At 63.3% G+C, this 19445-nt stretch carries 17 protein-coding genes and 1 pseudogene; 7 read left to right on the top strand and 11 right to left on the bottom strand.

The window, feature by feature from the left end; genetic code table 11:
• Positions 1-196 precede the first annotated feature (196 nt).
• The gene (locus LB543_RS10820) at positions 197-1483 is read left to right on the top strand and encodes a sensor domain-containing diguanylate cyclase (RefSeq protein WP_224614116.1); all 1287 of its coding nucleotides are present in this window, start codon (positions 197-199) and stop codon (positions 1481-1483) included.
• 40 nt (positions 1484-1523) lie between these two features.
• On the opposite strand, the gene LB543_RS10815 is transcribed toward LB543_RS10820, so the two are convergent.
• Positions 1524-2531: a ribonuclease T2 family protein gene (locus LB543_RS10815; RefSeq protein ID WP_224614087.1), complete on the bottom strand. Its 1008-nt coding sequence runs from the start codon at positions 2529-2531 to the stop codon at positions 1524-1526.
• A 185-nt stretch (positions 2532-2716) separates the two neighbouring features.
• On the opposite strand from LB543_RS10815, the gene LB543_RS10810 reads away from it, so the two are divergent.
• The 3 genes from LB543_RS10810 to LB543_RS10800 all read left to right on the top strand — a co-directional run bounded on the left by LB543_RS10810 (position 2717) and on the right by LB543_RS10800 (position 6570).
• Complete coding sequence (locus tag LB543_RS10810) at positions 2717-3649, top strand: alpha/beta fold hydrolase (protein ID WP_224614086.1); 933 nt, start codon at positions 2717-2719, stop codon at positions 3647-3649.
• 99 nt (positions 3650-3748) lie between these two features.
• A complete protein-coding gene (locus tag LB543_RS10805) occupies positions 3749-4924 on the top strand; it encodes a CaiB/BaiF CoA transferase family protein (protein ID WP_224614085.1) in 1176 nt (391 codons plus the stop codon).
• Complete coding sequence (locus tag LB543_RS10800; RefSeq protein WP_224614084.1) at positions 4921-6570, top strand: thiamine pyrophosphate-binding protein; 1650 nt, start codon at positions 4921-4923, stop codon at positions 6568-6570. The genes LB543_RS10805 and LB543_RS10800 overlap by 4 nt, the downstream gene beginning before the upstream one ends.
• Positions 6571-6637: 67 nt before the next feature.
• On the opposite strand, the gene LB543_RS10795 is transcribed toward LB543_RS10800, so the two are convergent.
• The 6 genes from LB543_RS10795 to LB543_RS10770 all read right to left on the bottom strand — a co-directional run bounded on the left by LB543_RS10795 (position 6638) and on the right by LB543_RS10770 (position 11636).
• Complete coding sequence (locus LB543_RS10795; protein WP_140759003.1) at positions 6638-7081, bottom strand: CHRD domain-containing protein; 444 nt, start codon at positions 7079-7081, stop codon at positions 6638-6640.
• 195 nt (positions 7082-7276) lie between these two features.
• Positions 7277-8248 carry an ABC transporter substrate-binding protein gene (locus tag LB543_RS10790; RefSeq protein ID WP_224614083.1) on the bottom strand — a complete coding sequence of 324 codons (972 nt, stop codon included), beginning with the start codon at positions 8246-8248 and terminating at the stop codon, positions 7277-7279.
• Positions 8249-8288: 40 nt separating this feature from the next.
• Entirely contained in the window at positions 8289-9443 is a 1155-nt protein-coding gene (locus LB543_RS10785) for an ABC transporter permease (protein WP_224614082.1), read from the bottom strand.
• Entirely contained in the window at positions 9440-10318 is an 879-nt protein-coding gene (locus tag LB543_RS10780; RefSeq protein WP_224614081.1) for an ABC transporter permease, read from the bottom strand. Before LB543_RS10780 ends, LB543_RS10785 begins: the two co-directional genes overlap by 4 nt.
• Entirely contained in the window at positions 10319-10852 is a 534-nt protein-coding gene (locus LB543_RS10775; protein WP_411908758.1) for an endonuclease domain-containing protein, read from the bottom strand.
• Positions 10845-11636: an ABC transporter ATP-binding protein gene (locus LB543_RS10770; RefSeq protein WP_140759008.1), complete on the bottom strand. Its 792-nt coding sequence runs from the start codon at positions 11634-11636 to the stop codon at positions 10845-10847. Before LB543_RS10770 ends, LB543_RS10775 begins: the two co-directional genes overlap by 8 nt.
• Before the next feature lie 139 nt (positions 11637-11775).
• Between LB543_RS10770 and LB543_RS10765 the strand changes: the two are divergent.
• Positions 11776-12179, top strand: a pseudogene (locus LB543_RS10765) (cupin domain-containing protein).
• 346 nt (positions 12180-12525) lie between these two features.
• On the opposite strand, the gene hydA reads toward LB543_RS10765, so the two are convergent.
• Both hydA and LB543_RS10755 read right to left on the bottom strand, forming a co-directional pair.
• A complete protein-coding gene (hydA, locus tag LB543_RS10760; RefSeq protein ID WP_224614080.1) occupies positions 12526-13977 on the bottom strand; it encodes a dihydropyrimidinase in 1452 nt (483 codons plus the stop codon).
• 66 nt (positions 13978-14043) lie between these two features.
• Positions 14044-15294: a Zn-dependent hydrolase gene (locus LB543_RS10755; protein ID WP_224614079.1), complete on the bottom strand. Its 1251-nt coding sequence runs from the start codon at positions 15292-15294 to the stop codon at positions 14044-14046.
• A 121-nt stretch (positions 15295-15415) separates the two neighbouring features.
• Between LB543_RS10755 and LB543_RS10750 the strand changes: the two genes are divergently transcribed.
• On the top strand, positions 15416-16054 hold the full coding sequence (locus tag LB543_RS10750) for a TetR/AcrR family transcriptional regulator (RefSeq protein WP_224614078.1): 639 nt from the start codon (positions 15416-15418) through the stop codon (positions 16052-16054).
• A 107-nt stretch (positions 16055-16161) separates the two neighbouring features.
• Here LB543_RS10750 and LB543_RS10745 read toward each other — a convergent pair whose 3' ends face one another.
• Positions 16162-17490: an aspartate aminotransferase family protein gene (locus LB543_RS10745; protein WP_140759012.1), complete on the bottom strand. Its 1329-nt coding sequence runs from the start codon at positions 17488-17490 to the stop codon at positions 16162-16164.
• Between the two features lie 226 nt (positions 17491-17716).
• On the opposite strand from LB543_RS10745, the gene LB543_RS10740 reads away from it, so the two are divergent.
• Complete coding sequence (locus LB543_RS10740) at positions 17717-18352, top strand: TetR family transcriptional regulator C-terminal domain-containing protein (protein ID WP_224614077.1); 636 nt, start codon at positions 17717-17719, stop codon at positions 18350-18352.
• Positions 18353-18561: 209 nt separating this feature from the next.
• On the opposite strand, the gene LB543_RS10735 is transcribed toward LB543_RS10740, so the two are convergent.
• Entirely contained in the window at positions 18562-19443 is an 882-nt protein-coding gene (locus LB543_RS10735; RefSeq protein WP_224614076.1) for a helix-turn-helix transcriptional regulator, read from the bottom strand.
• Between the last annotated feature and the right edge of the window lie 2 nt (positions 19444-19445).

Raw genomic sequence — 19445 nt, 5'->3', positions numbered from 1 at the left:
TAGGCGATGCGGCGCCGAACGGCAATCGCTTTTGCCACGTCGAGCCAACCACACGGACATGTGTGCACCGACAGCCAAGTTTTCAACCGGTCGATGGCGCACGGAAATCTCCGGTTAACCCTTGCGGGTCAAAAAAGGATCGGGTTTGGAATCGCCGGCTTGCCGCGATTTCGAGAGAGAGATCGGATCGACGGCATTGCTGAACAGTTTCCTGCTCCTTGCCGAAGCGGTCGTCTACTTCAGCGTCATGGTGACGCTTTTCCGGTTCCGTAAGCGCATCGGCCTTGGCGTCTTCGTCTGCGCCCTCGGCGTCATGCATTTCCTGGAAACCTATCTCGCCAGCGTCTTTTACGTCGCCCTGCCGTTCGGCCTGGTCTCGCCAGGCTCAGCGGTCATGTTTTCGGGAAAGCTGGTCATGCTGCTTCTGCTTTACATCAAGGAAGACGCCGCCACCGTGCGCCAACCGATCTACGGCCTGCTGCTCGGCAATGTGCTGATGATCGGGCTAGTGCTGCTGCTTCGCCTGCACGCCGTCGCACCACTTCCCGATGGCCGGCTCCCCGACATCGGCTTCATCGACGAGATGGGCTGGCTGATGGTGTGGGGCACGACGCTGCTGGTCATCGACGCCATCCTGATCATCCTGCTCTACGAAAAACTTGGGCGCACTTTGCGCAAGGCGCAGTTCGCGCGCATTCTGGTTTCGGTCGCCTGCGTGCTTACCTTCGATCAGGCCGGCTTCTTCACCGCGCTGCATTTCGTTGCCGGCGCGCCGATCGCCGTCTTCTTCGGCGGCTGGTTCGCCAAGATGGCGGCGGCGCTGACTTTCAGCGCCATGCTGGTCGCCTATCTCAAATGGTTCGAGGTCCGGGACGTCCAGATGCCGCGCGGGCTGACCGACATTTTCGAGACGCTGACCTATCGCGAACGCTATGAGGCGTTGGTCGAGCATGTCGGCCGCGATGGCCTCACCGGCCTGCTGCATAGGGGACGCTTCGATGCCGACGGTGAAGCCGCCGTCCAGTCCAGCCTGCGCACGGCGAGGCCGCTCAGCCTGCTCATCGTCGATGTCGATCACTTCAAGTCGATCAACGACCGATTCGGCCATGCCGAAGGCGACAAGGTGCTGAAGGCGGTCGCAGGCGTACTTTGCGAAGCGGCGAGCGCCGAGGATCAGGTGTTCCGGATCGGCGGCGAGGAATTCGCCATCCTGAGTTCGCGTCCGCATTCCGTCGCCAGGCTGTTTGGCGAAAGCGTCCGCACCGCGCTCAAGGCATCGGCCGCCACCAGCCGCTTCGAACTGACCGTTAGCGCCGGTGTTTCCACCGTCAGCGAAACGACACAGTGCCTGGCCGACCTGTTCGCGCTTGCCGACCAGCGCCTCTACAAGGCGAAATCGACCGGTCGCGACCGCGTCGTCGGTGAACCTGGTGGGCATGGGGCCGACGCCGCCATTGCCTGGACCAGGTCCGCTCAGGTCTAGCTCCCTCCGCGACGGCTTCCCGGAATTGGCGATCCCGCGCTTACTGGAAGCCGATCGGATCAACCGTGCCGGTCGGGCAACCGGCCTTGTTGGTCGGCACCGAGGCCAGCAGCAGGTCCTTGAGCGAGCTGTTGGGGCCGATCGGACCGGCAAGGCCGAGCGTCAGTTCGCCGATCAGCCGCCGGCCACTCGACGGATCGATAAGGCAGGACACACGCACCCGGTCCCCCGCCCCTGCGCCGAAGGCCTGGTCGAAGGCACCGCGGATCTGATCCGCTGTCAGCTTGCCACCGATATTTTTGGCGAAGAGGTCGCGCACAGGCGAGCTGTTGACCTCACGCATCAGATGGAGGGCGTCGGAAAAATACTCCTGCTGGCTTTTGCCGTAGCAGGTGCCGTGCTTGATCCATTCATGCCGTTCCAGCTTCGAGGCGGTGCCCGGCATCACCTTGTCGAGCTCGGTGCGGGTGTCCGCATCGAGGTTGACCGGTGGCAGGTCCTGCCAGTGGGCCGGACTGTCATTGGCCTTGTCGCTGGCCGAAGCCTGGCAATAGAAATTGCCGTTCGGCTGCGGCCACAGGCCGTGCAGTGTGAAATTGGTGGCATCAAACTCGCTGGGATTTTGCGCCTTGCATTCGGTCTTGTTCGACTTGGTCTCGCAGAAGGCCGGCTGCCAGCTCAACGCGAAGACATATTCGGGCTTTCCCGCGGGCGCGGGCTTGCCTTGCCCGCTCGGTGCAGCCGGCACGGTCGCGGCACTGCTGCCCGAGAGATGACCGCAGCTCACCTTCACCCAGCGGCGCTCGGGATCGGCGCCCGGCACCAGGATGAGGTAGTGGGTCGGAGCGTCCTTGTTGCCGGCCAGCAATTGGTAGGTCTTGCCCGCATCGGTCGAGACACTGCCGGGGTTCTTGCCGTTCTTGATCGCCTGCGTCGCCGGACAGGCAGCGTCGGCCACGAAGGTGCCGCTCATCTTGACGTCGGCATGCGCCGCGCCTGCCAGCGATCCCGCCAGCAAGGCCAATCCGAAAACAGCAGCAACGCGCATGGAGAATCCCCTGCTGGAAAGTGGGCGACAGACTGAAGCTGTCTCCATGTCAGAATTGCGATATTTTGCAGGCCGGTGGCAAGAAAGATCGTCGCGGAAAAGTCGGCAGGTCCGATTGACGCAAATCTGGCACCGGCGCACAGGTTGGACATCACGAGGGCGGAGCCAGGGGGAGACCAGCGGGCATGCCATTCAGCCAGCAGCGCGTGGTTCGCTCGCCGACCGGCGCCGACCTCAATCTGTTCGTCCGGCAGGCCGACAGTTCTCCACGCGCGGTGGTCCAGATCAATCATGGCCTGGCCGAACATGCCGCGCGCTACGACCGCTTCGCCGGTTTCCTGGCCGCCCAGGGCTTCCATGTCTATGTTCATGACCACCGTGGCCATGGCGCGACCAAGGCGCCCGATGCGCCGCTCGGCAGATTCGCCGACATGGACGGCCCGGCCAAGGTGGTCGCCGATGTCGACGCCGTCCACGATCTCATCGCCCGGGAGCAGCCTGACCTGCCGGTGATCCTTTTCGGCCACTCGATGGGCGCGTCCGTGGCGCTGAACTACCTGTTACGCCACTCTGGCCGCGTTCATGCGGCGGCGATCTGGAACGGCAATTTCTCGCAAGGCCTGCTCGGCCAGGTGGCGCTCGGTATTCTCGCCTGGGAACGGATGCGGCTGGGCTCCGATGTCCCGTCGCGCCTGCTGCCGAAACTGACTTTCCAGGCCTGGGGCAAGGCGGTGCCCAACCATCGCACGCTGTTCGACTGGCTGTCGCGCGACGAGGCGGAGGTGGCGAAATACATCGCCGATCCACTCTGCGGCTGGGATGCCTCCATTTCGATGTGGCGCGATGTGATCGCCATGGCGCTGAACGGCGGCAAGGATGCAGGCTTCGCCGCCATTCGCCGCGACATCCCTGTCGCCATCGTCGGCGGCGAAAAGGACCCGGCCTCGGACTACGGCAAAGGCATCAGCCATCTCGCCAGCCGCATGCGCAGGATAGGCTTTTCGAATCTGGTTTCAAAGGTTTACGCCGACACCCGCCACGAAAGCCTGAACGACGTGAACCGGGACGTCATCATGGACGATTTCGCCGCCTGGGCGGACACTGTCTTGAAAGCGTGACGGGTTGGCCCATTGCAAGGACCGTGACAGCCGCTGCCGGGCTTGATAGAGGCTCTGCTTTCGCAGCAATCAGGATGATTGCGGCAAACACGGTGATTTATGGCCGAACCCCCGCTGAAAGGCGTCCGCGTCGTCGAACTCGCCCGCATTCTTGCCGGGCCCTGGGCCGGGCAGTTGCTTGCCGATCTCGGAGCCGATGTCATCAAGGTCGAGAGCCCCGACGGCGGCGACGACACTCGCAAATGGGGTCCGCCCTTCGTCATGAGCCATGACGGCGAGAACCTGTCGGCCGCCTATTACCATTCCTGCAATCGCGGCAAGCGCTCCATCGCCATCGATTTCTCGACGCCGGAAGGCGCCGAGACCGTGCGCCGGCTGGTCGCGACGGCGGATGTGCTGATCGAGAACTTCAAGCTCGGCGGCCTGAAGAAATACGGACTCGACCATGACAGCCTTCGCAAGATCAACCCTCGCCTGGTCTACTGCTCCATCACCGGCTTCGGCCAGGACGGGCCCTATGCGCCACGCGCGGGCTACGACTTCATCATCCAGGCCATGGCCGGCATGATGTCGATCACCGGCGAGCCCGGCCGCGAGCCGCAGAAGGCCGGCGTCGCCATCTCGGATATCTTCACCGGCCTTTATTCGGTCATCGCCATCCAGGCCGCGCTTCGCCATGCCGAACAGACCGGCGAAGGCCAGCACATCGACATGGCGCTGTTCGACACGCAAATCTCAGCGCTCGGCAACCAGAACCTCAACTATCTCGTTTCCGGCAAGTCGCCGGTGCAGATGGGCAATGCGCATATGAACATTGCCCCCTACGAAGTGCTTCCTGTCAGGGACGGCCACATCATCCTGGCTGTCGGCAATGACGGCCAGTTCGCCAAATTCTGCGCTGCGGTCGGGCTGGACGATTTGCCGGCCAATCCCGATTTCACCACCAATCCGGCCCGCGTCGCCCACCGCGTGGAACTTCGCGCACGCATCATCGAGGCGCTGAAGATTTTTGATCGCGATCCGCTGCTGGCGAAGCTCGAAGCCGCCAGCGTGCCGGCAAGCCCGATCAACACGATCGGCCAGATGTTCGCCGATCCGCAGACCATTGCCCGCGGCATGCGGCTCGATCTCGACGACGGTCATGGCAATCGCCTGCCGTCGGTGCGCGCGCCGATGGTGCTGTCCGAAACGCCGCTCGTCTACGAGCGCCCCTCGCCGCGCCTTGGCGAGCACACTGACGAAATCCTTGCCGAACTGGAGAAGTCTGGGAAATGAAGACCGGTGGACAACTGATCGTCGACGCCCTCGAAGCCAACGGCACCGACCGTATCTTCTGCGTGCCGGGCGAATCCTACCTTGCGGTGCTCGACGCGCTGCATGACTCCTCGATCCGCACCATCGTCTGCCGCCAGGAAGGCGGCGCCGCCATGATGGCCGACTGCCAGGGCCGGCTGACCGGCAAGCCCGGTATCTGCTTCGTCACCCGCGGCCCCGGCGCCACCAACGCTTCCGCCGGCATCCACATCGCCATGCAGGATTCGGTTCCGCTCATCCTGTTCATCGGCCAGGTCGCCAGCCACGCCAAGGAGCGCGAAGCGTTCCAGGAGGTTGATTACGTCAGGTTCTTCGGCGACATCGCCAAATGGGTGGTCGAGATCGACGACGCCTCGCGCATCCCCGAATTCGTTACCCGCGCCTTCGCGATAGCGACGTCGGGCCGCCCCGGCCCGGTCGTCGTCTCGCTGCCGGAGGATATGCTGACCAGCATCGTCGAAGCGCCGCAAGCACTTCCGCACACGCCGGTCGAGACCTATCCCGGCGAGGCCGAACTCGACGCACTGGAGACGCTGCTTGCCGGCGCGAAGCGTCCCATCGTCATCCTTGGCGGCACGCGCTGGAACGCTGACGCCGTGGCGCGGATGCATGAGATTGCCGAGGCCTGGTCGCTTCCTGTCGGCTGTTCCTTCCGGCGCCAGATGCTGTTCGACCACCTCCATCCGAACTATGCCGGCGATGTCGGCATCGGCATCAATCCGAAGCTGGCGACAGCGATCAAGCAGGCGGACCTCGTGCTGCTGATCGGAGGCCGCATGGGCGAGATGCCCTCTTCCGACTACACGCTGCTGAAAAGCCCCTATCCCGACCAGGCACTGGTGCATGTCCATGCCGATGCCGGCGAACTCGGCCGGGTCTACCGCCCGACGCTGGCGATCAACGCCTCGCCAGCGGCTTTCGTCGAGGCCTTCGCCAAGCGCAAGCCGGCCGGAACGCCATCATGGGCGGCCGAGACACCCAGGCATCACGCTGCCTATCTCGAATGGTCGACGCCACCACAGACCGGCCCCGGCGCGGTGCAGATGGGTCCGATCATGGACTATCTGGAAAAAGTGTTGCCCGACGATACCATCCTGACCAATGGCGCCGGCAATTATGCGACTTGGGTTCATCGCTTCCACCGTTCCCGCCGCTTCGGCACGCAGGCCGCGCCGACGTCGGGCTCGATGGGTTACGGCACGCCGGCGGCGGTCGCCGCCAAGGCGCTTTATCCGGAGCGCACCGTGGTTGCGTTTGCCGGCGACGGCTGCTTCCTGATGAACGGCCAGGAATTCGCCACCGCCGTACAGTACAACCTGCCGATCATCGTGATTGTCGTCAACAACGGCATTTACGGCACCATCCGCATGCACCAGGAGCGCGAATATCCCGGGCGTGTCGTCGGCACCGATCTGAAGAACCCCGATTTCGCGGCACTTGCCCGCGCCTATGGCGGCCATGGCGAGACGGTCGAGAAGACAGCTGATTTCGCGCCTGCCTTCGAGCGCGCGCGAACCAGCGGCAAGCCGGCGATCGTCGAGATTAGGCTCGATCCCGAAGCAATCACGCCGACCCGGACGATGACCCAGATACGCGACAAGGTTTGAGGGCCGCCAGGCTGAATTCCCTGGCGCGCCCGTCAGTCCCGCTGGGCTTCGGCTCCTTCGGCTCCTCCTACATCGCCTTTTCGATCTGACCGCGGATCTCGCCGTCCTTGTGGGCCGCCGTATGCACGTTGACGTAATATTTGCCGGCCTCCAGATCAGCGGCCTGCGCATCCGTCAGCGTCGCCGACCCCTTGATCGGGCTCTTGAGCTTGCCTTTGAACGGGATCACGGGGTCCGCGTTTTCACCCATTGCCGCCGGGCCGTGGATATGCGCGGCCACCGCCGGGCCGCTGAGGCCGGAATACTTCACGTTCCAGCTGAGCTTCTTCTTCGTGGTGTCGAAGGTGAGAGTGGCCGTCCCCTTGCCCTTGGTGGTGACGGGCGGGCTCTGCTGGCCGCCATCCAGGGTCGCCTTGTATTTTACCATCTCGGCCATGGCCGGTGATGCGAACAGGAAAGCGGTGGAAATGGCGAGCGCCGATAGCGCCGGCAGGAAGGAGTGTGCGCGCATGAAGAACCTCCGATTGCAACAAGCATCCGTCACGGTCCCCCGACGCGCGCATGCTTCAATGCAACGGCTGGTTGGCATAATGTATCCCCGCACACGGTTTTGTGATCGGAGCGAATGGAAAGGGGCGGTCGCCCGCCCCCTTTTGGTGTCAGCCGTCAAAACGGTCGCAGGCGCTGTTGATCGCGCCTGCCGGGCTTATTTGACCGCCTTGTCGGTGATGGCGGTGGTGTAGGCGCCGGTCGGCTCCTTGGTGATGATCTTCTGGTCGAGCAGCGCCTTGGCGGTGCGCTCGTAGGTCGCCGGATCGAGCTTGCCATCGGCATTGTCGATCAGCTTGGCGACTTCGCTCATCATCCGCTTCTGGTGGTTCTCGTCCTGGCCGCCGCCATCCATGACGATGCCAGCAGCCTCGTCATTGTGGTCGATGGCGTATTTCCAGCCCTTCATCGAAGCGCGCACGAAACGCACCATCTTGTCCTCGAAGGCTGGATCCTTGAGCTTGTCTTCCGACGCATAGAGCCCGTCCTCGAGCAGGTCGTTGCCCATGGCCGAGTAGTTGAAGACGGTGAGTTGTTCGGGCTTGTAGCCGGCGTCGATCAGCTGCCAGTACTCATTGTAGGTCATGACCGAGATGCAGTCGGCCTGCTTCTGGATGAGCGGCTGCACGTCGAAACTCTGCTTGAGAACGGTGACGCCATCGGGGCCGCCATCGGTCTTTAGGCCAAGCTTGTTCATCCAGGCGTAGAACGGATACTCGTTGCCGAAGAACCAGACGCCCAGCGTATGACCCTTGAAGTCGGCTTCGCTCTTGATCGGGCCGTCCTTCGGGCAGACCAGCTCCATGCCAGCCTTCTTGAACGGCTGGGCGATGTTGACCAGTGGCACGCCCTTTTCGCGCGCGGCGAGCGCGCCGCCCATCCAGTCGACGATCACATCGGCGCCGCCGCCGGCGATCACCTGCTCTGGCGCGATATCGGGGCCACCCGGCTTGATGTCGACGTCGAGGCCTTCGGCGTCATAGAAACCCTTGGCCTTGGCGACATAGTAGCCGGCAAACTGCGCCTGCGTGACCCATTTCAGCTGCAAGGTCACCTTGTCGGCGGCCATTGCCTGGAAAGCGGCCAGCGACATCGCGCCGGCCAGAACTGGAATAATAAGTCTTTTCATTTTTTTACCCTCTGAAGTTAGTGCCTTAAACCCACCGCCCCTATCCACCACGGACAGAGGGATGCCAAAACGTGACGGCCCTTTCGACAAGGGCGACCACGCCATAAAAGACCGAACCCGCAAGTGCTGCAACTGCGATTTCGGCCCAGACCATGTCGATGTTCATCCGCCCGACCTCGGTCGAAATGCGGAATCCCATGCCGACGACTGGCGTGCCGAAGAACTCGGCGACGATGGCGCCGATCAGCGCCAGCGTCGAATTGATCTTCAGCGCGTTGAAGATGAAAGGCGCCGCCGCCGGCAGCCGCAGCTTGACGAGCGTCGGCCAATAGCCGGACGCATAGGTGCGCATCAGGTCGCGCTCCATATGGCCGGACGCGGCGAGCCCGGCGACGGTGTTCACCAGCATAGGAAAGAAGGTCATGATGATGACCACAGCCGCCTTGGACTGCCAGTCGAAACCGAACCACATGACCATGATCGGCGCCACGCCGATGATCGGCAGCGCCGAGACCATGTTGCCGATCGGCAAGAGCCCGCGCCGCAGGAACGCCACGCGGTCGGCGAGAACAGCGGTGACGAAGCCCGCGCCGCTGCCCACGACATAACCGAAGAGCACCGCCTTGAAGATGGTCTGCCGGACATCGGCACCGAGCACCGGCAGCGAACTGGCGATGCGCGCGCCGATGGCGCTCGGCGGCGGCAACAGGATGAAGGGAATGCCGGCGCCCCGCGTGACGGCCTCCCAGATGATCAGGATCCACGCGCCGAAGATTGCAGGGATGATCAGGCGCAGCGCGGTCCGTGCCCAGCTTGCCGTAGGGCGCAGTCCAGACAAGACCGCGACGCAACGCCAGCCAAGCAGCCAGCCGGCCCCGAGCAGCAGGAAATATGGCGCCCGCGCCAGACCTTCGAAGCCGGCAATGCCGCCGATGAGCAACCAGGCCGCCAGATGCGCACCGATGAAAAGCACGACGGCTTCGACCACGGACGGTACTTTGGCCATCGGGATCAAAGCGGCGAGAAGCAGCGCGCCAAAGATCAGCCAGCTCGTGGCTGCATAGGGATAGATCAACGTCCCCGCGGGCTGCGCCAGCGGATCCACTTTTGGCGCCGCGATCGCTCCGAGCGCAACCGCGATAAGGCACAGCAGGATCGCCAACGCCGCTTGCCAGGAAGGTTTCAGCCGGTTCATGCCGGCCTCCCGCCCATCGCGCTGTCAACAATGCGCCCGGCGATGCCAACCACCATCACCAGCAGCGCCGCCACGATGGAGCCGGCGACCAGCGCCGACCAGATGTCGATGGACTGGCTGTAATAGGCGCCTGCCAACAGCTTGGCGCCGATGCCGGCGACCGCGCCGGTCGGCAGTTCGCCGACGATGGCGCCGACTAGGCTCGCCGCCACCGCCACCTTCATCGAGGTGAACAGGAACGGCACCGAGGCCGGCACGCGCAATTTCCAAAAGGTCTGCGCGCGGCTGGCATTGTAGGTATGCATCAGGTCGAGATGCATAAGTTCGGGCGAGCGCAGCCCCTTCACCATGCCGACGGTGACCGGGAAGAACGACAAATAGGTCGAGATCATCGCCTTCGGGATCAGGCCAGTGATGCCGATGGCCGCCAGCACGACGATGATCATCGGCGCCACCGCCAGGATCGGAATGGTCTGCGAGGCGATGATCCACGGCATCAGGCTGCGGTCGAGCGTCGCCACATGGACGATGCCGACGGCGATGACGATGCCGAGCGCGGTGCCGAAGGCAAAGCCGAGCAGCGTCGACGACAGCGTTACCCAGGCGTTGTAGACCAGGCTGCGGTTCGAGGTGACGGGCCGCAGAAAAGTGTTCTCGAAGAAATTCACCGCCACCTGATGCGGTGCCGGCAGCGTCGGCTTCGGCTGCGACAGCGTCTTGCCGATGAATTCGACAGTGCCTGGCGTTTCTTTTGCGCGGGTGTCGAGATCGCGCTGAAACGGCGCGTTGAGGATGACGGCGAAAACGTACCAGAGCACGATGACGCCGGCGAGGATCGAGGTGACCGGGATGAGTTTGTCGCGGAAGGTGTCCATCTAGCGATCCTCGCCGGGCTGGCGCCCTCCTCTCCCCAACGGGGAGAGGGTGGCCGGAGCGAAGCGGAGGTCGGGTGAGGGGGTAGAAATCTTTCCGTCAAGGCAAGCCAAGATCGTATCAAGGACCGCTCGGCGCTCGGCCAACACTTCGTGGTTCCAGAATCTCAGAACGGAATACCCTTGGCCGTTCAGCCAAGCGGTTCTCACGGCATCGGCTGGGGAATCCGCGTGCTGGCTGCCGTCAAGTTCGACAATCAGGCCGTTCTCGCGGCAAACGAAATCGGCGATGAAGGGGCCGAGAGGCACTTGCCTCACAAATTTGTAACCGTTGAGATGACGGCCTCTCAGTTCGCCCCAAAGTCTGTATTCAGCCTCGGTCTCGTCAACCCGCAGCCTTCGGGCGCGTTCGGTTGCCCCGACCTTCCTTTTGGTCGGATCTGTCGGCGCTGCCCCCTCACCCGACCTCCGCTTCGCTCCGGCCACCCTCTCCCCGTGGGGGAGAGGAGGAAGCTCATGCTGCCCCCACTCAATCATCATAGCTATGCCCTGCCCGCAGCCCATCGCGCACGCGCGCGGCGATCGCCAGGAACTCCGGCGTCTCGCGGATGTCGAGCGGCCGCTCCTTCGGCAGCGTCGATTCGATGACATCGCTGACCCGGCCCGGACGCGGCGACATGACGACGATGCGCGTCGACAGGTAGACGGCTTCCGGAATGGAATGGGTGACGAAGCAGATGGTCTTGTTCGTCCGTCCCCACAGTTCAAGCAATTGCTCGTTGAGGTGGTCGCGCACGATCTCGTCCAGCGCGCCGAACGGCTCGTCCATCAGCAGGAGGTCGGCGTCGAAGGCGAGCGCACGCGCGATCGAGGCGCGCTGCTGCATGCCGCCGGAAAGCTGCCAGGGATACTTCTTCTCGAAGCCACTGAGATTGACGAGGTCGAGCGTGCGCTTGATGCGCTCCGCCTGCTCGGCCCTGGACAGGCCCATGATCTCCAGCGGCAGCGCGACATTGCGTTCGATGGTGCGCCAGGGAAATAGGGCGGCTGCCTGGAAGACATAGCCATAGGCGCGTTTCTCGCGCGCCTGTTCCGGCGTCATGCCGTTGACCGAAATCGCCCCCGAGGTCGGCTTTTCCAGATCGGCGATGACGCGCAGCAAAGTGGTCTTGCCGCAGCCCGACGGCCCGATGAAGGAGACGAACTCACCCTTGCCGATGGTCAGGTCGACATTGGACAGCGCCTGCACCGGCCCGTCATTGGTCTGGAAGGTGAGGCCAAGTTTGTTTGCCGAAACGACGGCTGGCGAAGTTCCCGTCATCGGTTGCGGCCTGCCTGTTCCCGCGGCGCCGTCCCGATTCCGATTGCTTTTATCGCGATGTTGTTTTCCATTCGACCCGTCCCATTGGCCTTCAGTCCTGCTGACTTTGTTCCACTCAACCGACGCCCGGAGTTTCCCGATGTCGCCTAAACCCACTTGTCATCTTATCCGCCCTGAAAGCACTTATGAAGGCAAGCAGGGTCTGACCTATTTCGCCGGCATCGCCACCGAGTCGGTCGGCTCTTCCGGCATCTGCATGCACGTGCTCACCATGCCGCCCGGCGCCCGCGCCAAGGCGCATCTGCACGAGAACCATGAAACGGCGATCTACGTGCTGTCCGGCGAGGTCCATACCTGGTATGGCGACCGGCTGGAGCATCACATCGTCGTCAAGGCCGGTGACCTCTTCTACATTCCCGCAGGGGTGCCGCATTTGCCTGCCAATCTGAGCAACGCCCCTCCTCCGCCGTCATCGCCCGCACCGACCCCAACGAACAGGAAAGCGTCGTCCTGTTGCCGGAACTGGATGCGCTGGTCGCCTGAGACCGGCATTGGCCGGTGGGCAGTCCGCATGGGGAATGCAGGTAGAACAATTGCCTCAGGCCGGCGCCGCCCCTCATTGCCCTGCCGGGCACTTCTCCCCGTATAGTGACGGGGAGAAGGGCGATGAGTGCGACCTCGGTGCTCTTTCTGGCAACGCAGGCGATTGGCGAAATCCTTCGCGACGGCGTCCTTCTCCCCGTCTCTATACGGGGAGAAGATGCCGGCAGGCAGATGAGGGGCGGCGCCGACCTCGGCAATCATCGGCACCGAGACATTTCCATATGGGTGTTGCCATCCAAGGTCAGTATCGCGGTTGCCGCCATCGCGGGAGCAAGAGTCCGCATCCTCAAACCCCGGTCGCCGGAATGCCGGTCCGCTCGACCTTGCGCGGCGCGGTGATCTCTTTCCAGGTCGACAGCGCCCGGTTGACCGCGGCGTTCGGCTCGCGGCCGACGAACTGGCCATGGCCGGGCTTCGCCTTCACCTCGGCTTCCTCGATCGACAACTCGCCGCGCGAGAAGACGAAGCGCGGCAGACCCGTCACCTCGACGCCTTCGAAGACGTTGTAGTCGATGACAGACTGCTGCTTCTTCGAAGAAATCGTCTTCTTGGCGCTAGGATCCCAGACGATGATGTCGGCATCGGCACCTTCGACGATGGCGCCCTTTTTCGGATACATGTTGAGGATCTTGGCGATGTTGGTCGAGGTCACGGCGACGAACTCGTTCATCGTCAGCCGCCCGGTGTTGACGCCCTTGGTCCACAGCACCGGCAGCCGGTCCTCGAGGCCGCCTGTGCCGTTGGGGATCTTGGTGAAATTGCCGACGCCGAAGCGCTTCTGCTCGGTGGTGAAGGCGCAATGATCGGTCGCCACCACCTGCAGCGAACCTGCCTGCAGGCCGGCCCACAGCGAATCCTGGTGCAGCTTGTTGCGGAAGGGCGGGCTCATCACGCGACGCGCGGCATGGTCCCAGTCCTTGTCGAAATACTCGCTCTCGTCGAGCGTCAGGTGCTGGATCAGAGGCTCGCCGAATACCCGCATGCCTTTCTGGCGCGCCCGGCGGATCGCCTCGTGGCTCTGCTCGCAGGAGACGTGCACGACATAAAGCGGCACGCCGGCCATGTCGGCGATCATGATGGCGCGATTGGTCGCCTCGCCCTCCACTTCCGGTGGGCGAGAATAGGCATGCCCTTCGGGGCCATTGTTCCCGGCGGCGAGCAGCTTCTGCGACAGAGCGGCGACCACATCGCCATTCTCGGCATGCACCAGCGGCAGTGCGCCGAGGTCGGCGCAGCGCTGGAACGACGCGTACATCTCGTCGTCGTCGACCATCAGCGCGCCCTTGTAAGCCATGAAGTGCTTGAACGAGGTGATGCCCTTGTCGACGACGGTGGCCATCTCGTCGAACACCTGCTTGCCCCACCAGGTGATCGCCATGTGGAAGGAATAATCGCAGGCAGCCTTCGAGGTCTTGTTGTCCCACATCTGCAAGGCCTCGAGCAGCGATTGCTGTGGGGACGGCAGGCAGAAATCGACCACCATGGTGGTGCCGCCGGCAAGGGCCGCGCGCGTGCCGGATTCGAAATCATCGGCGGAATAGGTGCCCATGAACGGCATTTCGAGATGGGTATGCGGATCGATGCCACCCGGCATCACATAGCAACCGGTGGCATCATACTCATGGTCGCCATGCAGGCCCGAGCCGATGGCGACGATCTTGCCGTGCTGCATCAGCACGTCGGCCTTCCACGTGCGATCGGCGGTGACGATGGTGCCGTTCTTGATGACTTTGGTCATTTTGCTGTTCCCTGTTCTTCTCTTCGCGCTTCTTGGTGAGCGACGTTTGAAGGTAAATCTCTTGGCTCACTCCACGATGACGGCCGTCTCCACCACCGCGTGGAACAGAACGTCGGCTCCGGCCGCGGCCCATTCCTTGGTGATCTCTTCCGCCTCGTTGTGGCTCAACCCATCCACGCAAGGGCACATCACCATGGCGGTCGGCGCGACGCGATTGATCCAGCAGGCGTCGTGGCCGGCACCTGAGACGATGTTGCGGTGCGTATAGCCGAGCCGATCGGCGGCATCGCGGATCGCTTTGACGCAGCCCTTGTCGAAAGTGACCGGATCGAAATGACCGACCTGCTCGATCTCGTATCGGATGTCGAGCGCGTCGCAGATCGTGTCGATGCCTTCGCGGATGCGGCCATCCATGGCGTCGAGCACTTCCTTCTCCGGCGAGCGGATGTCGATGGTGAAGACGGTGCGCCCGGCGATGATATTGCGCGAGTTGGGATAGACCTCCATGTGGCCGACCGCGCCGACGGCATCGGGCTGGTAGTCCATGGCGATCTCGTGCACCAGTTCGATTACACGAGCCATGCCGAGCCCGGCGTTGCGGCGCTTGGGCATCGGCGTCGAGCCTGTATGCGCCTCCTTGCCGGTCAGCGTCACCTGCAGCCATTTCAGCCCTTGGCCATGGGTGACGACACCGATGTCGATGCCTTCGTCCTCCAGGATCGGGCCCTGTTCGATATGCAGTTCGAAGAAGGCGTGAATCTTGCGGTCGCCGACCTTCTCGGTGCCCTTCCAGCCGATGCGCTCCAGTTCCTCGCCGAATTTCTTGCCGTTCTTGTCGGCATGCTCGTAGACATCGGCCTGGTCGAGCACGCCGGCGAACACGCCGGAGGCCATCATCGCAGGGGCGAAGCGCGCGCCTTCCTCGTTGGTCCAGTTGGTGACGACGATCGGATGTTTCGTCTTGATGCCGAGATCGTTGAGCGAGCGCACGATCTCCAGGCCGCCGAGAACGCCGAGAACGCCGTCATACTTGCCGCCGGTCGGCTGCGTATCGAGATGGCTGCCGACATAGACCGGCGGCAGGCTGGGGTCGGTGCCTTCGCGGCGGGCAAACATGGTGCCCATCTCGTCGACGCCCATTTCGAGCCCGGCCGCATCGCACCAGCGCTTGAACAGGTGCCGGCCCTCGCCGTCCTCGTCGGTCACGGTCTGGCGATTGTTGCCGCCGGCAATGCCGGGGCCGATCTTCGCCATCTCCATGATGGAATCCCACAAGCGGTCTGAATTGATTCGCAGATTTTCGCCGGGTGCGGCCATCTCGAGTTCCCATCTACACCAGGAGTCTTGTCGCCCCTTGAGTGATTTGCATCCTGACCGTATGGTCAGCTTTCAGAGTACACAACCTGACCAAGCGGTCAACTAGAATCTTGGGGAAGACATGACCGAAGCCACCCGCCCCATGCGGCGCCAGGACATCCGCCGGGAGAACGAAAAAGCCATTCTCGTCGCCGCCGAAAAGGTATTCGCCGAGGCGGGGTTTGGCGGCGCCACGATGCAGTTGATCGCCGATCTGGCGGGTTTGCCAAAGGCAAATCTCCACTACTATTTCGCCACCAAGGAAGAGCTCTACCGATCCGTCGTCCAGAACATTTTTGAAATCTGGCTACAGGCCGCCAATTGCTTCGACGCGGCGCGCGGGCCGATAGACGGCATCAGTGCCTATATCGACGCCAAGATGGAGATATCGCGCCGCCATCCGGACGGCTCCAAGGTCTGGGCTTCCGAAGTGATGCACGGTGCGCCGGTGCTTCAGGACTATATGGAATCGACGCTGCGCGAATGGACCGACGGCCGCGTCGAGATCATCCGGCGCTGGATCGAGGAACGCAAGATGGACCCGGTGGATCCGCGCCACCTGCTCTACATGCTTTGGGCGGCGACCCAGCATTATGCCGATTTCGGCCATCAGATCGAGACGCTCAACGGCGGCAAGCCTCTGTCCGACCGGCAATGGCGGGAAGCCAAGGAAAATATCAAACGGGTGATCCTGACCGGAATCGGCGCACAGCCCGCCTGACCGCGGCCGCCCTTTGCCACAATAGGTTCGGGTCAGCGCGGCGCCGCGCTGACCTGCCGGTTTGCGGCGACTCTCGCCTGCGTCGGGAGGGTGGCCGCGGTAGTGCCTCAGTCGATCGACCGCAGCACTTCGCGCACATGGTCGATCAGTTCGTTGATCTGGCCCTTGGTGATGATCAGCGGCGGCGACAGCGCGATGATGTCGCCGGTGGTGCGGATCAGCGCGCCGCGCTCGAACGCCTTGACGAAGGCCGAGAAGGCCCGCTTGGTCGGGCTGCCGGCGATCGGCGCCAGCTCGATCGCACCGATCAGGCCGATGTTCCTGATGTCGATGACATGCGGCTCGCCCTTCAGCGAATGCAGCGCGTCTTCCCAATAAGGCGCCAGCTCCTCGCCACGCGTCAGCAGGCCCTCTTCCTTGTAGGTGTCGAGCGTGCCGAGTGCGGCGGCGCAGGCGATCGGATTGCCCGAATAGGTGTAGCCGTGGAAGAACTCGATCATGTGCTCCGGGCCGGTCATGAAGGCGTCGTGGATTTCCTTCTTCACGAACACGGCACCCATCGGGATGACGCCGTTGGAGACACCCTTGGCGGTGGTCATGATGTCGGGCGTGACGCCGAAATAGTCGGCGGCGAACGGTGCGCCGAGACGGCCGAAACCGGTGATGACCTCGTCGAAGATCAACAGGATGCCGTGCTTGGTGCAGATTTCGCGCAGCTTCTCGAGATAGCCCTTCGGCGGCAGGATGACGCCGGTGGAGCCGGCGACCGGTTCGACGATGACGGCGGCGATGGTCGAGGCATCATGCAAAGCGACGATACGCTCCAGCTCGTTGGCGAGTTCCGCGCCATGCTCCGGCACGCCCTTGGAGAAGGCATTCTTCTCCGGCAGGTGCGTGTGCGGCATGTGGTCGACGCCGCCCAGCAGCGTGCCGAACATCTTGCGGTTGGTGACGATGCCGCCGACCGAGATGCCACCGAAATTGACACCGTGATAACCGCGCTCGCGACCAATGAGGCGGGTGCGTGAGCCCTCGCCCTTCACGCGGTGATAGGCGATCGCCATCTTCAGCGCCGTCTCGACCGATTCCGAACCGGAATTGGTGAAGAACACATGGTCCATGCCCTTGGGCGCGACATCGACCAGGCGGTTGGCCAGCTCGAACACGATCGGATGACCCATCTGGAAGGCCGGGGCGTAGTCGAGTTCGGCGGCCTGTTGCTGGATCGCCTCCGTGATCTTCGGACGGCAATGGCCGGCATTGACGCACCACAGGCCGGCGGTGCCGTCCAGCACCTTGCGGCCGTCGCTGGTCGTGTAATGCATGTCCTTGGCGGACACGAACATGCGCGGCGCCTGCTTGAACTGCCGGTTTGCCGTGAACGGCATCCAGAATGCGCTGAGATCGTTCGGCGTGACTTTCAGCCGGTTGGACATGACCAAGACTTCCCCTTGTAACCTGTTTCGCTGCGTCCAACGCTTGGTCTTTGCCGCGCATTCATGCTACGCAAATTTTGACCGATTGGACAAACGTTAGCACCGCCCTGTCGGCGGTCAATGGATTACTAGCGGAAATGCGGCTCCTGAAGTGCGTTCCACAGGCTGGAGAAAAACTGGTCCAGAGAATTGGTCCAGATGACCGTCTATGCGAGGGGCCGCAACGGTGACCACGAGCACGCAAGCCCCTCGCCGCACCCGCATCCAGCAGGAAAAGCGCGAACTGATCCTGGAGGCCGCGCTCGAAGTGTTCTCCACCAACGGCTTCCGCGGCTCGACCATCGACCAGATCGCCGAAGCCGCCGGCATGTCGAAGCCGAACTTGCTCTACTATTTCCGCCGCAAGGAAGACATTCACGAGACATTGATGGAGCGGCTGCTCGAAACCTGGCTGGCGCCGCTCAGGGAACTTGACGACATCGGCGATCCGATGACCGAACTCAGGAGCTATATCAGGCGCAAGCTGGAAATGGCGCGCGATTTTCCGCGCGAGAGCCGGCTGTTCGCCAACGAGATCCTGCAGGGGGCGCCGCGCATCATGCCGTTGCTGGTGGGCGAGTTGAAGACATTGGTCGACGAGAAAGCCGCCGTCATCAAGGGCTGGATGCGCGCCGGCAAGATCGCCCGGACCGATCCCTGGCACCTGATCTTCTCGATCTGGGCGACGACGCAGCATTATGCCGATTTCGACGTCCAGGTCCGCGCCGTGCTGGGACCAAACCGCGGCGGCGACGGTCGCTTCGAGGACGCTGCCCGCTTCCTCGAGCAATTGTTCCTCGATGGGCTGAAGCCTAAAAACTGAGGTCTCGTCTTTTCGTCATCCTATGGCGGAGCAAGGAGCGAAGCGACGCGGCTCAGACCATAGGATCCATGCCTTGACTTTAAAGCGGCACAACGGATCCAGAATTCTGCTCCGCCGCGCTCTTCAATCTGGGTCGCGGCATGGATCCCAGGGTCTCCGCGACGGCGCTTTGCTCCCGCTCCGCCCATGGATGACGACGCTGAGGGATCTCAGGCGCTGCGCCGTTCGGCCGGCATCGCGTCGAGCAATTGTTGCAGCTTGGCGATCGAGTTCTGCTCGGCGAGCGGCGTGTAGACGATCAGCCGCATGTCCGAGCCGTCGTCGATCGACAGGCTCATATGCTCGAAAGCCATCAAGCCTGCCTTGGGATGCCGGACGTGCTTCACGCCGGTCAGTTTTCGCGCCACATCGCGCCGGGGCCACCAGTCGCGGAACTCGGGACTTGAGTTCATCATCAGCGCGATCAGCCTGTCGAAATCGGGATCGCCGACATATTTGGCGCTTTCGGCACGAAACGAGGCGAGCACCACGCGGGCGAGTTCTTCCCAGTCGACCAGCAGGCGGCGGTGGTGCGGGTTGGTGAACACAATGTGGACGATATTTCTGCTATCGCCCTCCAGCAGGCCATAGTCGCCGAACACCGCCACGGCCGCTTCGTTCCAGGCAAGAACGTCCCAACGCCGGCCGACGACATAGGCGGGCTGCAGCACCAGGCTTTGCAGCATATGCAACAGCGTGGCGTCGACCTTCTCGGGCGCCGCCACACGACGTTCCGGCTGCTGGCGGCCGGCCAGAATGAACAGATGCCGCTTCTCGACGGCGTCGAGGCGCAAAGCCTCGCAGAGCGCCACCAGCACTTCCACCGAGGGCCGCACGTCCCTGCCCTGTTCGAGCCAGGTGTACCAGGTGGTGCCGACACCGGCGATCATCGCCACTTCCTCACGCCGCAGACCCGGCGTGCGCCGTCGCGGACCTGTCGCGATGCCGGTGGCCGATGGCGTCAGCCTTTCCCGGCGCGAACGCAGGAAGGCGCCGAGTTCGCGCCGGCGGCTCTCGTCGGTTGATCGGGTGGAGGCAGCGGGAACGTCCATGC

Source organism: Mesorhizobium sp. ESP7-2 (assembly GCF_020164715.1).
Taxonomy (GTDB): Bacteria; Pseudomonadota; Alphaproteobacteria; order Rhizobiales; family Rhizobiaceae; genus Mesorhizobium.
This window is presented reverse-complemented; position numbering and strand designations above follow the sequence as displayed.

Excerpts from the sequence above, each read along its gene's own strand:
- LB543_RS10770 (WP_140759008.1), bottom strand. The coding sequence starts at position 11,636 with ATGACGGGAACTTCGCCAGCCGTCGTTTCGGCAAACAAACTTGGCCTC.
- LB543_RS10775 (WP_411908758.1), bottom strand. The coding sequence starts at position 10,852 with ATGATTGAGTGGGGGCAGCATGAGCTTCCTCCTCTCCCCCACGGGGAG.
- LB543_RS10735 (WP_224614076.1), bottom strand. The coding sequence starts at position 19,443 with ATGGACGTTCCCGCTGCCTCCACCCGATCAACCGACGAGAGCCGCCGG.
- LB543_RS10790 (WP_224614083.1), bottom strand. The coding sequence starts at position 8,248 with ATGAAAAGACTTATTATTCCAGTTCTGGCCGGCGCGATGTCGCTGGCC.
- LB543_RS10800 (WP_224614084.1), top strand. The coding sequence starts at position 4,921 with ATGAAGACCGGTGGACAACTGATCGTCGACGCCCTCGAAGCCAACGGC.
- hydA (WP_224614080.1), bottom strand. The coding sequence starts at position 13,977 with ATGACCAAAGTCATCAAGAACGGCACCATCGTCACCGCCGATCGCACG.
- LB543_RS10785 (WP_224614082.1), bottom strand. The coding sequence starts at position 9,443 with ATGAACCGGCTGAAACCTTCCTGGCAAGCGGCGTTGGCGATCCTGCTG.
- LB543_RS10810 (WP_224614086.1), top strand. The coding sequence starts at position 2,717 with ATGCCATTCAGCCAGCAGCGCGTGGTTCGCTCGCCGACCGGCGCCGAC.
- LB543_RS10795 (WP_140759003.1), bottom strand. The coding sequence starts at position 7,081 with ATGCGCGCACACTCCTTCCTGCCGGCGCTATCGGCGCTCGCCATTTCC.
- LB543_RS10815 (WP_224614087.1), bottom strand. The coding sequence starts at position 2,531 with ATGCGCGTTGCTGCTGTTTTCGGATTGGCCTTGCTGGCGGGATCGCTG.
- LB543_RS10780 (WP_224614081.1), bottom strand. The coding sequence starts at position 10,318 with ATGGACACCTTCCGCGACAAACTCATCCCGGTCACCTCGATCCTCGCC.
- LB543_RS10805 (WP_224614085.1), top strand. The coding sequence starts at position 3,749 with ATGGCCGAACCCCCGCTGAAAGGCGTCCGCGTCGTCGAACTCGCCCGC.
- LB543_RS10750 (WP_224614078.1), top strand. The coding sequence starts at position 15,416 with ATGACCGAAGCCACCCGCCCCATGCGGCGCCAGGACATCCGCCGGGAG.
- LB543_RS10745 (WP_140759012.1), bottom strand. The coding sequence starts at position 17,490 with ATGTCCAACCGGCTGAAAGTCACGCCGAACGATCTCAGCGCATTCTGG.
- LB543_RS10755 (WP_224614079.1), bottom strand. The coding sequence starts at position 15,294 with ATGGCCGCACCCGGCGAAAATCTGCGAATCAATTCAGACCGCTTGTGG.